At 69.3% G+C, this 14,192-nt stretch carries 13 protein-coding genes and 1 other RNA gene; 5 read left to right on the top strand and 9 right to left on the bottom strand.

What is annotated here, in order from left to right:
* Nucleotides 1-61: 61 nt before the first annotated feature.
* The 5 genes from rnpB to ACFVM3_RS40040 all read right to left on the bottom strand — a co-directional run bounded on the left by rnpB (nt 62) and on the right by ACFVM3_RS40040 (nt 3,683).
* Nucleotides 62-460, bottom strand: an RNA gene (gene rnpB, locus ACFVM3_RS40060) — RNase P RNA component class A.
* Between the two features lie 14 nt (nt 461-474).
* Entirely contained in the window at nt 475-1,026 is a 552-nt protein-coding gene (locus tag ACFVM3_RS40055; RefSeq protein ID WP_378445002.1) for a hypothetical protein, read from the bottom strand.
* Nucleotides 947-2,230 (bottom strand): NAD(P)/FAD-dependent oxidoreductase, encoded by a 1,284-nt coding sequence (locus ACFVM3_RS40050; RefSeq protein WP_378445001.1) that lies wholly within the window; start codon nt 2,228-2,230, stop codon nt 947-949. The genes ACFVM3_RS40055 and ACFVM3_RS40050 overlap by 80 nt, the downstream gene beginning before the upstream one ends.
* Entirely contained in the window at nt 2,227-3,036 is an 810-nt protein-coding gene (locus tag ACFVM3_RS40045; RefSeq protein ID WP_378445000.1) for a ferredoxin, read from the bottom strand. The genes ACFVM3_RS40050 and ACFVM3_RS40045 overlap by 4 nt, the downstream gene beginning before the upstream one ends.
* Nucleotides 3,033-3,683, bottom strand: coding sequence for a DUF4142 domain-containing protein (locus ACFVM3_RS40040; RefSeq protein ID WP_378444999.1), 651 nt, complete (start codon nt 3,681-3,683; stop codon nt 3,033-3,035). The genes ACFVM3_RS40045 and ACFVM3_RS40040 overlap by 4 nt, the downstream gene beginning before the upstream one ends.
* Before the next feature lie 247 nt (nt 3,684-3,930).
* Here ACFVM3_RS40040 and ACFVM3_RS40035 point away from each other — a divergent pair, with 247 nt between their 5' ends.
* Genes ACFVM3_RS40035 through sfnG form a run of 4 tightly spaced genes read left to right on the top strand, consistent with a single transcriptional unit; the run spans nt 3,931 to nt 8,856 of the window.
* Complete coding sequence (locus tag ACFVM3_RS40035) at nt 3,931-4,485, top strand: sigma-70 family RNA polymerase sigma factor (RefSeq protein ID WP_378445003.1); 555 nt, start codon at nt 3,931-3,933, stop codon at nt 4,483-4,485.
* Nucleotides 4,482-4,865: an anti-sigma factor family protein gene (locus ACFVM3_RS40030; protein ID WP_378444998.1), complete on the top strand. Its 384-nt coding sequence runs from the start codon at nt 4,482-4,484 to the stop codon at nt 4,863-4,865. The genes ACFVM3_RS40035 and ACFVM3_RS40030 overlap by 4 nt, the downstream gene beginning before the upstream one ends.
* Nucleotides 4,866-4,896: 31 nt before the next feature.
* A complete protein-coding gene (locus ACFVM3_RS40025) occupies nt 4,897-7,731 on the top strand; it encodes a BREX system ATP-binding domain-containing protein (protein ID WP_378444997.1) in 2,835 nt (944 codons plus the stop codon).
* 33 nt (nt 7,732-7,764) lie between these two features.
* Complete coding sequence (sfnG, locus tag ACFVM3_RS40020) at nt 7,765-8,856, top strand: dimethylsulfone monooxygenase SfnG (RefSeq protein WP_378444996.1); 1,092 nt, start codon at nt 7,765-7,767, stop codon at nt 8,854-8,856.
* Nucleotides 8,857-8,917: 61 nt separating this feature from the next.
* On the opposite strand, the gene ACFVM3_RS40015 is transcribed toward sfnG, so the two are convergent.
* From ACFVM3_RS40015 to ACFVM3_RS40000, 4 genes are all read right to left on the bottom strand, one after another.
* On the bottom strand, nt 8,918-10,654 hold the full coding sequence (locus tag ACFVM3_RS40015) for a hypothetical protein (protein ID WP_378444995.1): 1,737 nt from the start codon (nt 10,652-10,654) through the stop codon (nt 8,918-8,920).
* Nucleotides 10,655-10,766: 112 nt separating this feature from the next.
* The gene (locus ACFVM3_RS40010; protein WP_378444994.1) at nt 10,767-11,873 is read right to left on the bottom strand and encodes a bifunctional RNase H/acid phosphatase; all 1,107 of its coding nucleotides are present in this window, start codon (nt 11,871-11,873) and stop codon (nt 10,767-10,769) included.
* Complete coding sequence (locus tag ACFVM3_RS40005) at nt 11,870-12,607, bottom strand: zinc ribbon domain-containing protein (protein WP_378444993.1); 738 nt, start codon at nt 12,605-12,607, stop codon at nt 11,870-11,872. Before ACFVM3_RS40005 ends, ACFVM3_RS40010 begins: the two co-directional genes overlap by 4 nt.
* Nucleotides 12,608-12,623: 16 nt before the next feature.
* On the bottom strand, nt 12,624-13,445 hold the full coding sequence (locus ACFVM3_RS40000) for a Nif3-like dinuclear metal center hexameric protein (RefSeq protein WP_378444992.1): 822 nt from the start codon (nt 13,443-13,445) through the stop codon (nt 12,624-12,626).
* 31 nt (nt 13,446-13,476) lie between these two features.
* Between ACFVM3_RS40000 and ACFVM3_RS39995 the strand changes: the two genes are divergently transcribed.
* The gene (locus ACFVM3_RS39995) at nt 13,477-14,031 is read left to right on the top strand and encodes a chorismate mutase (RefSeq protein WP_378444991.1); all 555 of its coding nucleotides are present in this window, start codon (nt 13,477-13,479) and stop codon (nt 14,029-14,031) included.
* Nucleotides 14,032-14,192: the final 161 nt, after the last annotated feature.

Raw genomic sequence — 14,192 nt, 5'->3', positions numbered from 1 at the left:
CCTTGAGGGGACCCTGGGTCCCCTCAAGGAGGCCTCACGGACTCGGCGGGAGAAAGAAGTACGGACGAGCCGGCGTGTAAGCCGGATCCTGTCCCCGCCCCGCCTTGCGGCCGGGCGAGTGGCGGCCATCCATCTAGGCCCGCCGTCGCCGACGGGCTCGAGCGGCCTACCCGCAGGCTCGGGCGGGCAGCCCTCGAACGCCTGCGCAGGAGCCTCGCGGCTCCCTCTTGACCTTGCTCCGGGTGGGGTTTACCTAGCCGCCCTGGTCACCCAGGACGCTGGTGGTCTCTTACACCACCGTTTCACCCTTACCCCCGCCCGCGAAGCGAACGGAGGCGGTCTGTTTTCTGTGGCACTGTCCCGCGGGTCGCCCCGGGTTGCCGTTAACAACCACCCTGCCCTGTGGAGTCCGGACTTTCCTCGAACCGGTTTCCCGGCTCGCGGCCGCCCCGCCGACTCGTCCGTCGGAGAATCCTACTGCACGGGTCCGGGCAGGCAGTTCAGGTTGCGCCGCCCGTCGGGCTGGACGACGAACCACACGTGGTCGGTGCCCTGCCCGGTCCATTCGCCGGGCCGGGCGTTGGCGAACTTGTAGAGCGGCCGTCCCGCCAAAGTCACCTGTTCGGCGCCTTCGGGACGTTTGATGGTGTCGACGAGGGCCGGGTCGATGCCGGTCACCGACGGCGTGCCGCTGGTCGTGACGGGCGTCCACACGATGGCGCAGTCCCCGAGGCACGCCGAGCGGGACTTGCGCGGGTCGTCGCGTTCGTAGCGGAAGAGGACGGCGCCGGTCTCGTCGAGGACGGCCTGCCCCATCCGGGTCATGTAGACGGCGGTGAGCCGCGTCCCGGCCGGGGTGCTGGGCGGTGAGGTACCGGGGGACGACGGCACCCGCGGGCCGGGGAGCGCTTCGGTGACCGGAGCCTGAGCCGTCCGCGACGCGGGTTCAGCCGCCTGCCACCACATCGCGGCGCCCACGACGAGCGCCGCGATGACGACGAGCATGGTCAACCGCGATCGGCGCATCAGGCGTCTCCGTTTCTCCCGGGTGGCGGACGGGGTTCTGCTCCGCGATCTCGTTGGTCCAGTGGAGGACGGCCGACGGGCTGTCGAGGCCGACGACACCGACGAGCCGCCCCTTGCGGACGAAGCCGGTGACGGGCCGTTCGCCGCCGACGGGTGAGGCGAGCGCGACGGTGTCGGTGCCGAGCTTCGGGATGCCGCCCGCCTGGATCCGCATGCCGTGCTGTTCGGACCAGAACCGCGGCACCGGCGCGAACGGACGCGAAGCCTGCGGGCCGGCGAGCAGGTTCTCCGCGGCCGCCCGGCCCATTTCGACGGCGTTGAGCCAGTGCTCCACCCGTCGCGGCGTCTCGTCGAAACGCAGGTTCGGCCACTGCGCGACGTCGCCGGCGGCGACGATGTTATTCATCCCGAGCACGTGACAGGTCGGCGAGCAGACGACGCCGTCGTCGAGCGGCAGCTTCGCCCCGCGCAGCCACGAGATCGACGGCACGGTCCCGACGGCGACGACCACACACGAGACGTCCAGGATCCAGCCGTCGGACGAGCGCAGCCGCAGGCCGTTCGCCGTGGTCTGCCAGCTGTCGATCGACGCGCCCAGCGCCAGCCGCACCCCACGCGACCGGTGCAGCGCCGAGAGCTTCTGCCCGATGTGCTTGCCGACGACCTCGCCGAGCGGATGCGCCGACCGGCCGATGATGGTGACCTCCCGGCCGATCTCGCGCAGGCTCGCGGCGACCTCGCAGCCGATGAACCCACTGCCGAGCACCGCGACGGGCCCGCTGTCGGCGGCCAGGTTGTCGCGCAGTTCCACGGCGTCGGCCAGTGTCCTGACGCCGACCACCCGCGGATGTCCGTGCGGCACACCGGAAAGGCGCCGCGGTTCGACGCCGCTGGCGATGACCAGCCCGTCATAGGGCAGTTCCTCCGCCCCGGGCAGATGGACGACCTGGCGACCCGGCTGAAGATGGGTCGCCGGGGTGTTGAACCGCCATTCGGCGTCGATCTCGCCGGGCCGGGCGAGCAGCATCTCCGCCGGATGAGTGGCGCCGGTCAGCAATTGCTTCGACAACGCCGGCCGGTGGTACGGCAGCTCCGGTTCGTTGCCGACGATCACCAGTTCGCCGTCGAACCGCAGTTCCCGCAACCGTTCCGCGCACCGCAGCCCGGCCAGCCCGCCGCCGACCACGACGATCCGTTCGCTCATCGTCCAGCCCCCTGTAATCGGATCGCGCGCATCGGACACGCTCTGGCCGCGGCCTGGACCAGCGGCATCTGTTTGGCTCCGGGTTTCCGGAGATAACGCAACTGGCCGTCTCCCTGCAGCTGGAAGACCTGCGGCGCTTCGGCCTGGCAGATGGCGTAGCGGTGGCATTTCTTGTCGTCGACGGAGATCCGGACGGGTTGGGCCCGCCCGGTTCCGCCTTCGAGCAGCCCCAGCCGGACCAGCGCCCGCGGCGGGAGCACCCGGAGCACGGTGAGCACGACGGCGGGGGTGAGCACGGTGATCCCGCCGAGCCAGACCGTCGCGACGTTCCCGTTCGCGGCCGCGCCCAGCCAGGAGTGGATCGCCAGCAGGCCGACCGCGAAGTAACCGGCCTGATGGAACCGCTGCCCGCGGCGATCGGTCACGCCACGACGCAGCGCGGCGGTGACCGAGACGGCGACGAACAGTTCCAGCCCGACGACCCCCGCCGCGTGCCGAGCGACCCCGCCGCCCGCGAACGGGATCAGCAGCGCGAGCACGCCGAACGAGCCGTCGTCGAGGAACGGATAGCACAGTCCGTGGACGGCACCGGTGGCGAGACTGAAGGTCGCCAACACGACGTGACCCGAGCGCAACGCCTCGTGACCGGTGACGCGCCTGATCCAGCCGGTGGCGCTCAGCACTCCCCATACCAGTGTCAGGCACATGGCCACGTAGGCGAGCCGGGCGGAAAGGGCGGCGATGTCCCGCACCCCGGTGTCGTGCGGCGACGACGCCGGGATCACCGCCAGGAGCGAGGCCGTCATGCTCGCCTGCCCGGTGCGCCGAGGACCCGGACGAGCCCGAAGGTCGCTCCACCGGCGATCCCCACCATGAGCAGGCCGAGCGCGATGTCGCCGCCGTCGAGGTCGTTGCCGCCGCCCGGAACGACCATCAGCGAGGTGGTCTCGGCGATGCCGGTGCTTTCGAGCAGGGTCATATGCCGCATGACGGTGTCGACGGCGGTCTGGGCGAACGACCGCATCGCGTCGTCGCGGGTGGCGGCCCGGACATGGGAGGCGAGACCGAAGATGCTGCCGTGCGCGGCACGGGCGCGGTTGACGTAGAGCCGGTCGAAATCGGCACCGGCGGCGCCGGTGATCTCGTCGGCCCAGGAGCGCTGCTCTTCGGTGGGTTCGCCGGGCAGTTCGACACGGACCTTCGAGGCGAGTGCGCGGACCTGCGTGTCGAGACGGTCGTGGTCGTCGGCGAGTTTGCGGCCGACCTCGCGGACTCGCCGCGCGCTTCCGCGCTGTTCCGCCTGACGGCTCACCGGGCCTTCCCACAATCCGGCTTGGCGCACCCGGACGAGGAGATCCCGATCGTGGGAGTCGATTTCCGCGAAGGCATCGGCCGGCGTTCCCACCCAAATAACCATGCAGCCGATCACCACTCCAAGAAGCCGATAGATCATTTCACCCGTCCCCCGTCCTCGAAGTGCCTCACTGGGAGTACGGCGAACCGGAGCGGTCGGTTCGATCTCCGTCGCAGCATCGGGTGTGATGTGCATCACACGACACATTTAGAACCGTTTCCGGTCGACATACGTACCGGACAACTAATGGTAAACAGGGCACTACTGCACATGGCCCACGGCGATAGTCTGCGCTACGGTGTACCAACCTGTGAAATCCTCCACCGCTGGGGAGGTTGCGAACTTTATGGAAGCAGTGGACAGAGAATGCGAACTCGGCGGCGACTCGCGCCCGAGCAGACTTTCCGACGAGCTGATTTCGTTGCTGTACAAGGATTTCCGGGAACCCCTGTTCAACAAGGTGCTGTACCTGACCGGCCATGATCAACAATGGACGGAGGACGTCGTCCAGGAAACACTGATTCGCGCCTGGCAGCATTCCGACACGTTGAACCGTGAGCCGGGAATGCTGCGCGGCTGGCTGCTCACGGTCGCCAAGCGGATCGTCATCGACGGCTGGCGAAATCGGCGCGCACGCCCACAGGAGGTGGAGCTGGACAGTTCCGAAAACGCCGAAACAGCGGATCAGACCGAGCAGTCGCTGTCCGCGCTCGTCATTTCCGAAGCGCTACGCTATCTCGACGGCAAATACCAGGCCGTCATCTACGAGACGTATCTGACCGGGCATACGGTCCGGGAGGCGGCGGTGATATTGGGAATCCCGGAGGGAACAGTCAAATCACGGCTGTACGCGGCCATGCGGACATTGCGACGGTCGTTAGGAGAGCTGGGTTCGCGATGAAGAAGCGCAAGGTGAAACACACCGACGTGGCGGCGTACGTACTCGGTGTGCTCGACCAAGCCGAGGCTCGTGCCTTCGAAACACATTTGGACGGCTGCGTACGCTGCGGCCGCCAGGTCGCGGAATTCGCTTCGGTGGAAGACGCACTGTCGAGGGCCGACCTGCGCTACCTGTCCCCCGTCGCTTCGCGGCGTTGCGAGCGGTTGTCGCTGATCGCGGCCAACCTCGTGGTGGTCTTCCTGGCGTGCGTCGTCGCGGCCCTGATGTCGTCACAACGGTCGTCCCGCCGGCTTCGGCGGATCTCGTCGGATGCGGGCATCTCGACTCCTGCTCCCCTCGATGACCAGCGACTACTCCCGATACCGCTTACGTTCGAGTAGTCTGCCGCAACCCGACACGAAGGTCTCTACGGTGCATACCGAAGTAAATCCCGAGAGCCCCTTCGGCGGACCTTCGGTACCGAAGCGCCGCGCCGCGGGGCTGCTGGGCCGCGACAGCGAACTCGGCACGATCACCGGGCTGCTCCGGGCCGCCCTGACCGGCCGGGCCGTCAGCGCGGTGGTGGTCGGCGAGTTCGGCATGGGCAAGTCGTCGATGCTCACCGCGGCCGGCGAGCTCGCGGAAGCGGCCGGGTTCACCGTCGCGATCGCCACCGCGTCCCGGCTGGAGACGCATCTGAGCGGCGGGGTCGGCCGCCAGCTGCTCGAAGGGCTCACCCACGCGCCCGCCGGCCCCGGATCACCTAGGCCGCGTGCCCCGCACGCCGCCGAATCGCTGCCGGACCGCCGTCCCCGGACCGAAGAGGAACAGACCGAGGCGCTCGACGCCTTCTTCCGCGCCGTCCGGCACGCCGCCGAACAGGGGCCGGTCCTCCTCGGTATCGACAACATCCACCTCGCCGACCCGTGGTCGATGCGCTGTCTCGCCTACATCCGCCACCGGGTCGAGCACCTCCCGGTGATGGTCGTGCTGACCTCACTGGTCGGCCACGTGCAAACCGGTGAGGTCGCGCTGCTGGAGATGTCCGGCTGCACCCCGGCGACGATCCTGTTGCGCGGGCTCGGCGCCCGGCACGTCGCCGAGTTCCTTCGTGTCTCTCCAGGGCGGTTCGCCGAGGAATGCCGCGAGGTCACCGGCGGCAACCCGTTCCTGCTCGGCGCGCTGGGCCGCCGTCTGGTGCCGGGGATGGACCTGGACTCCGCGGGTTCGGCGATGATCGGCGAGGTGCTGCGGGTCCGCATGCACGAGTACACCGCCGCGCCGAAAATGCTCGAAGCCGTCGCGATCCTCGGCGAGGACGCGAGTTTCGATCTGCTGGCCCAGCTGGCCGGGGTCGACGAGAGCACCGCGTTGGAAGCCATCGACACGATGGTGCGCGTGCACCTGCTGAGCAACAGCCACCGGCCGGCGCTGACCTACCGGTTCGTCCGCAACTCGGTACTCGCCGACATGCCGCTCACCACCAGGGCGGTCACCCAGGCCCGCGCGGCACGGCTTCTACACGACGCGGGTGCCGCGCCGGAGCGCGTCGGCGCACATCTCCTGGAGGCGACCGAGATCAGGATCCCTTGGGCGGTCGATGTCCTGCGCCTCGCCGCGCGGCACTCCGTAGTCGCGGGCGACCCGGAGCTCTCCATCCGGTTCCTGTCGCGTGCGCTGGAAGAACGGCTCAGCGAACGCAAGCGGATGGCGATCCTGCTCCAGCTCGCGCACGCGGAATTCCACTGCGACCCGGATTCGGCGCCGGCCAGGGTGCGCGAGGCCATCGACCATATCGACGACCGCGAAACCGCGGCCTTCGTCGCGACGGCCATGATCCTTTCGCTCTGCTGCGGCCCGGACGCGCGGCTGGCGATCAACTCCGCCGGCCAGTTCGCCGCCCGGCTCGACGCGGGCGGGCCCGACGCCGTCTGGCCGCTGCTGTGCATGACCTATCTCGCCGAGGCGGGCAGCAGGCTCGGGCCACCGCCGGATTTCCGCGATTTCGAGCGGCAGTGGGCGCCGCTGAACGATCCCGCCGCGCAGCAGAGCCGGTCGGGGCTGCTCGCGCTCGACGCGGTACGCAGCGGGAAGTCCTCGGCGGACGCCGTCCGGCATTTCGGGGAGGCGTTGTCCGGCGAGCAGCCCGAACTGTTCGAACAGCCCTACTTCTTCACGCTCGCGACGGCAGCGCTCGCCGACGAGCCCGCGCTCACCGACAAGCTCTGCCAAGTGCTCGACACGAAACGCCTGCCTTGGGACTTTCACGTGCCGAAGGGGGCACTGGCCTCCCTCGCCCGCGGGATCGCCGTGCAGGCGGGCGGCGATCTGGTGCGGGCGAGCGTCCACTACGAATCGCTGGTGCGGCAGTTCGACGAACGCGGCGCCATCAGCCGGTGCCCGATCGCGGTGCTGTGCGCGGCGAGATTGATCGAGGTCTCGGTCGACCTAGGCCGCCACGACGTCGCGAACGCGGTGCTTGGCAAAATCGATTTCGCGGCCACGCAAGCACTTTTCACGCACAACTACCTGCTCTACGCCCGCGGCAGGCTCCGCGCGGCCACCGGCGAGCCGGAGCTCGGCTACGACGACCTGCGCGGCTGCGGCCGCCGTCTGGAACACCACGGCATGCGCTTCCCCGGCTTCGCCCCGTGGCGCGCGCACGCCGCCCGCACCGCGCTGGCGTTGGGCCGCACCGACGCCGCGGCCCGCCTCGCCGAGGAGGATCTCGACGCCGCCGGGCGCTGGGGATCGCCGAGGATCCTCGGCGGCGCTCTGACGACCGCCGGGCTCGTCCGCGACGACGGCCTCGGCGAGGAGGCCGAACGGCTGCTCACCAAGGCCGTCGACGTCCTCGGCGGCTCGACCGCGAAACTGGCGCTGGCCGAGGCGCTGACCGAACTCGGCGTGTTCCAGGCCCGGCGTGGGCAGGCCGAGAAGGCGATCGGCACCCTGCGGATGGCCGCGCAGTCGAGTAAACACTGCGGGGCGCGGCCGCTCGAAAGGCGGGCCGCGGAGGCGCTGCGGGACGCGCGCACGAGCCTCACGACGGCGAAGGACAACGAACACGGCCTCACCAAACAGGAGTACCGCGTCGCGCTGATGGCGTCACAAGGTCTCACCAACCGGGAAATCGCCGAAGCGCTGCATCTGACCCGCCGCACCGTCGAACTCCATTTGTCCGGCGCCTACCGGAAACTGGGGATCACCGGCCGCACCGAATTGGGTTCCGCGCTCGGGCGGTCCCAGCGCGTGGACGCCGATTGACGGTTTCCGGGGGCGGCGGGTTCACTCCGCGGCATGCCGGGAATCGACTCCGAACCACTCAAATTCGCCTATTGGGTCCCCAATGTGAGCGGCGGTCTGGTCACCAGTGACATCGAGCAGCGCACCGACTGGGGATACGAGTACAACCGGGAACTCGCCGTCCTCGCGGAGAACAGCGGGTTCGAGTACGCGCTGAGCCAGGTCCGCTACACGGCCAGCTACGGCGCCGCCTACCAGCACGAATCGACCGGGTTCAGCCTCGCGCTGCTGCTCGCGACGCAGCGGCTGAAGGTGATCGCGGCGGTCCATCCCGGGCTGTGGCATCCCGGGGTGCTCGCGAAGTTCATCGCCAGCGCGGACGTGATCTCCGGCGGCCGTGCGGCGGTCAACGTGGTCAGCGGGTGGTTCAAGGACGAATTCACGAACCTCGGTGAACCGTGGCTGGAACACGACGAACGGTACCGTCGTTCGGAAGAATTCATCCGCGTGCTGAAGGAACTCTGGACCAGCGACCACGCCGAATTCGCCGGCGATTTCTACCGGATCCACGATTTCGACATCAAACCCAAACCGGTCGGACGGCCGCATCCGGAAATCTTCCAGGGCGGCAACTCCACCGCGGCGCGGAAGCTCGCGGGCCGGGTCTCGGACTGGTACTTCAGCAACGGCAAGGACTTCGAGGGCTTCAGCGAGCAGGTCGCGGAAGTCCGCGGCTACGCGGCCAAGAACGATCACACCGTCCGCTTCGGGCTCAACGGTTTCGTGATCGCCCGCGAGACCGAGAGCGAGGCGAAGGCTGTGCTGCGCGAGATCGTCGAGAGGGCGAACACCGAGGCGGTCGAGGGCTTTCGCAACGCCGTCAAGCAGGCGGGAAGCTCCACTTCGGACAAGAAGGGGATGTGGGCCGACTCGGAGTTCAAGGATCTGGTGCAGTACAACGACGGCTTCCGCACCGGGCTGATCGGCACGCCCGAGCAGATCGCGGACCGGGCCATCGAGTACAAGAAGCGCGGGGCGAACCTGCTGCTGCTCGGTTTCCTGCACTACCTGGAGGACGTCGAGTACTTCGGGAAGCACGTGCTTCCGGTGATCCGGGAGAAGGAGGCGGCCCTGGAACGCGTTTAGTCCTCTGGATGCGGTCGTTGCGCGGGGCAACTACCGCATTCAGAGGACTAAACGCGGGGGGTTAAGGGAGGTAGACGGTCTGGCCGGAGTGCATGGTCGGGCCGCAATCCTTGAGCGGGCCGCCAAAGCGCGCCTTCTCGACGTCCGGCATGGTCTTCGCGGCGTAGTCCTGGACGGCCTTCAGCTTCTCCGGGCTGGTGATGGCGTCCTTGCGCACGAAGTCCCCGTTCCGCGGCCCGCCGCCGGGGTACACGAAGATCGGCTCGTAGTCGCGGTCGATCCGCGGGTCGACGGTGATGCCGTTGCCCGCGGCCCACGGGCCCCACGAGTGGATGAAGGTCGGCTTGACCTTCTCGAACACGTAGTCGCGCAGGCCGGGCATGTCGCCGTTCTTGACGAAGTCCGCGACGTCCGCCTCGACCAGCCCCGCCATGTCGACCAGGTGCAGGCGGCTGGTCATCGACGAGCCGCCGAGGTCGGGCAGCAGCAGCGACGCCTGCTGGAGGCCGAGGATGTCGGCCATGGTGTTGAAACCGCGGCCGAAGCGGTCGGCGATGAGGCACGCGGGCACGGTCGGGACCTCTTGGAACTTCTTCGACGCCGACGCGAAGCCCATCCCGGACGGGATCGCGGCCGCGACCAGCACGAGCACCACGACGGTCCGCAGCACCGCCCGCGAGCGGCGCAGCAGTTCACCGGCGGCCAGCGTTCCCGCCAGCACGGCGAGGATCCAGATCGGCGTCGCGAACCGGTGCTGGCCCATCCAGTCCGGGACCATCACGCCGTACGCGACGATGCCCAGTGCCAGCGGCACCAGCAGCGCGATCAGCGGGCGCCGCCATTCCGCCCGGACCAGCGCGTAACCGATGGTCAGCGCCAGCAGGATCGTCCCGGCGACACCGACGTAACCGACCAGCTCGAACGGCTGCTTCAGCGCCGAAAGCCCGGGCAAGCCCTGCCCCTTCGCGATGGACGGGTTCGCCAGCAGCCTGCCGAACTCCGCGATCCGCCAGGCGAGGTACGCCCCGAACGGGATAGCGAACGCGACGACCGACACCACGACCAGCTTGATGCTCTGCCCGAGGAGCGGCTTCCGCAGCTGGAACAGGACGACGAGCGGGTACGCGCCGCCGTAGATCAGGCCTTCGGGGCGGGTCAGCGCGGCGAACGCGACCAGCACCCCGGACCAGACGGCGACCTTCGCGGTGAGCACGGTGTCCTTGCGCACCGCCACGAACAGCAGGGCGGCGAGCCACGCGACGGCCATCCCGAACAGGGAGTTCTCCAGACCGGAGATCGTCCAGATGACGAACGACGGGATCGCGGCCAGCGTCAGCCCGACGACCAGCGTCGCCAGCCAGGCGAAGCGCGCGAAGATCTGCTTCGCCACGATATGGCACGCGGCCAGCGTCCCGGCGGTGAACAGGAGCCCCAGCAGCTTCGGGAACAGAACGTAGTCGGCGATGCCGAACAGCGTGCCGCTGTCGAAGACGCCGACGAGCTTGCCGAGCACCAGCGCCACCAGCCACGTCGAGTTCGACCAGCCTTCGACCGGCGGCTGTCCTTGCTGCAGCACCGGGCCGAGCCCGTCGGCGAAGCTGCGCGCGTAGGAGAAGGTGATGGCCGCGTCGTCGACGATCCAGTGACCGTAGAAGGTGGCGTGCCAGGCGACGGCCGCCACCCCGGCGAGCACCGCGAGGTACGGCGCGACGCGGGCGGCCATGCCACGACGGGCCGACTTCTCCGCCGGGTCGGGCACGTCTTTTTCGGAAGCTTCGCTGAGTGCGCTCGCCGTCATGTCCCCGTCTTTGCCTTTTCGCTCACGTGCCGTCGCCGAAACTGTAGCCAATACCCCATCGGCGGCCCGCGACACGTCATATCCAGGCGTGATCCGCGCCACACCTTTCCGGCTAGGACAGGTGGGAGATGTCGTTCACCAGCCGCACCGACGCGTTGCCGTCCGGGTAGAACTCGACGATCGACAGCGACGCCAGGTCCAGATGCAGGCGGAACAGTAACGACGGCCCGGCGTCCAGGCCCATCCGCAGCAGCGCCTTGATCGGCGTGACATGGCTGACCAGGACGAGCGTGCGACCACCGTACTTCGCGATCAGTTCGTCGCGGGCCTTGCGGACCCGCCGGTGGACGCCGTCGAAGCTTTCGCCGCCCGGCGCCGCGATCGAGGTGTCGGAAAGCCAGCTGGTCTGGAATTCGGGGTCGCGGTCCATCGCCTCTTTGAAGGTGAGGCCCTCCCAGTCCCCGAAATCGGTCTCGATCAGCCCGGGATGGGTCTCGACCCGGCCGCCGAGGGCGTCCGCGATCGCCTGCGCGGTCTGCTGGGTGCGGATCAGCGGCGAAGCGATGATCGGCGCGGCCTCGCCGTCGACGACCAGGCCCTCCATCGCGCCGAGGCGTTTCGCGGCGGCGGCCGCCTGCTGCTTGCCGTGCTCGGTGAGCGGCACGTCGCCGCGGCCGGAATACCGCTTCTCGACCGACATCGCCGTCTGGCCGTGCCGCACGAGGAGCAGCTTGGTCGGCGTCCCGGTCGCACCGGTCCAGCCGACCGGGCTGACCCTGTCCTGCTTCACGGTCTTCGGCGCTTCCGCCTGCTTGCCGGCGTCCATCGCCTCGTTGGCGAGCCCGTCCGCGTGGGAGTTCTCCGCGCGCGGGATCCACTCGTAGCGCACGCGCGAGAACCGGGACGCCAGCTCCTTCGCCTCGGCGTTCAGCGGCTGCATCGACGGGTGCTTGACCTTCCAGCGCCCGGACATCTGCTCCACCACGAGCTTCGAGTCCATCCGGACGTCCACTGTGGACGCTCCGAGCTCGGCGGCCGCGGCGAGCCCGGCGATCAGGCCGGAGTACTCGGCGACGTTGTTGGTCGCGATGCCGACGTAGGCCTTGCGCTCGGCGAGCACCTCACCGGTGGCCGCGTCCTTGACGACCGCGCCGTATCCGGCGGGGCCGGGGTTGCCCCGCGAACCACCGTCGGCCTCGACGAGTACGTGGTCGGTCACAGGCCGGACTCCAGCGTGCGCACCAGGATGGCGCCGCAGTTCTCGCACTGGATGACGTTGTCTTCGGGGGCCGCCTTGATCTCGGCGATCTCGCGGCGGTCGATGTCGAGCTGGCAGGCTCCGCAGCGGCGGGACCGCAGCAGTGCCGCGCCGATGCCCTTCTGCGCCCGGACCCGCTCGTAGAGCTTCATCAGGTCTTCCGGGAACCGCGGCAGGAGCTTGGCGCGGTCTTCGTCGCGACGCGCCTTTGTGGTGTCGAGGTCGGTGAAGTGCTCGTCGCGACGACGGATGGCCTCGGCGACTTCGTTCTCGGCCTTCGCGACCTCCGCGCTGGTGCGCTGGGCGTCGAGCTCGAGCGCCTCGCGGCGCTCCATCAGTTCGAGCAGGTCGTCTTCTAGGGCGGACTGGCGCCGGTTGAGGCTGTTCAGCTCGTGCTCGATGTCGGTCATCTGCTTCGCCGCGACGGAACCGGATTCGAGGAGTTTGCGGTCGCGGTCGCCGCGGGCGCGCACCGACTCGATCTCCTTCTCCTGGCGCGCGATCTCGCGGTCGAGGTCGGACGCCGCGGTCTGGACCGAGACCAGCGCGTCACGTCGTTCGCGCACCGTCTTCTCGGCCGCGTCGATCTCGGCGATCTCCGGCAGGGTGCGGCGGCGGTGGGCGGTACGCGAGAGTTCCGCGTCCACCTTCGCGAGTTCGAGCAGCTGGCGCTGGACGGCGGGGTCGGCCTTCACGGTGCTCCTTGGATTGTCAGTGCTCGGTTCGGGTGGCCCGTAGCGTCCACGGGTCGGTGCACCTCGTGGAGACGTGAACGTCGACGGTACCCGCAAACGCGGCACGGACGACGGCCGAGGCTTGCTCGCACCACGGCCACTCGCTCGCCCAGTGGGTGACGCCGACCAGGGCGGGGACTTCGGTGATCTCGGCGAGGTGCTCGCCGGCGGGATGATGCCGGAGATCGGCGGTGACGTACGCGTCGACGCCGGCGGCGGTGGCCCGCTTGAGATAGCCGTCGCCGGAACCACCCGAGACGGCGACACGACGGATCGGCCGGGCCGGGTCGCCCGCGCCGTAGACGCCGGGCTCCGTGCGTGGCAAGGCGTTCGCGACGCGTTCGACGAAGGCGGAAAACGGCTCGGGCGCGGGCAGTTCGCCGATGCGCCCGATGCCGGTGACGCCGTCCTCACGAGGATCGAGCGGGCCGAGGACGGTCAGCCCGATGGCGTCGGCGAGCGCGTCGGAGACACCGGGTGACGCGGAATCGGCGTTGGTGTGCGCGCAGTAGAGAGCGACACCGGCGCGGATCAGGCGGTGCACGAGGCGCCCCTTGGTGCTGTCGGCCGGGACGCCGTGGACGCCGCGCAGCAGCAGCGGATGGTGCGCGACGATCAGCTGCGCGCCGCCGTCGATCGCCTCGTCGACGGTCTCGTCGACCGGGTCGACGCAGAACAGGACCTTGTCCACGTTCTCGGCCGGGTCACCGCAGACGAGTCCGACGGCGTCCCACGATTCGGCGAGTTCGGGCGGGTACGCCTGCTCCAAGGCGGCGATGACTTCGGCTAGCGCGGGCACCCGGGGATTTTCGCATGTAGCGTTCCCGGGCATGCGACTTCGGGTGCTCTGTGCCGCTTCGCTGCTTCTCGTCCTGCTGCCTGCGCCCGCGTCGGCGTCTTCGGGGCTCTGGGGCCTGACCGACCTCGCCGCTCAGCGCGTGCAGATCGCCGACAAGGTCGCGGCCGCGAAGTTCGGCACGCCGTCGCCGATCGACGATCCGGTGCGCGAACAGCAGATCCTCGACTCGGTGGCCGCGAAGGCGCCCGGCCTCGGTCTCGACGCGGCCGGCGTGGTGCTGTTCTTCCGCGACCAGATCGAGGCGAACAAGGCCGTGCAGCGCGGTCTGTACGCGCGGTGGACCGAGGATCCCGGCACGCGGCCGCCCGGACGGCCCGATCTGGGGACCGAGGTGCGGCCGGTGATCGACCGGCTGAACGCGGGTCTGCTCTCCGAACTCGCGGAGACGCGGGACGCGCGGGCGCGGCGGTCGTGCGACGCGCGCCTCGCGGTCACGGTGCGGCTGACCGACGCGCGGCGCGGGCTGGACCGGCTGCACTCGGTCGCGCTCGGGGAGTCTGTTCGGTCTGCCTGTGCACGGCCCTGACCTGCGGAAAGGGAGCAAGGGACCTTTGCTACCGCTTGGGCCGCGCGGGGTGTTGCGAAAGCCACTTTCGCAACGTTGAAGGTTGCGAAAGTGGCTTTCGCAACGTCCCAGCAGATGTCTCCCAGGCCGCTGACCTGCGAAAAGAGAGCAAGGGACCTTTG

The sequence above is a fragment of the Amycolatopsis sp. NPDC057786 genome, from assembly GCF_042797905.1.
GTDB lineage: Bacteria > Actinomycetota > Actinomycetes > Mycobacteriales > Pseudonocardiaceae > Amycolatopsis.
The sequence above is the reverse complement of the archived record's forward strand: the minus strand, read 5'-3'. Positions and strand labels throughout refer to the sequence as shown.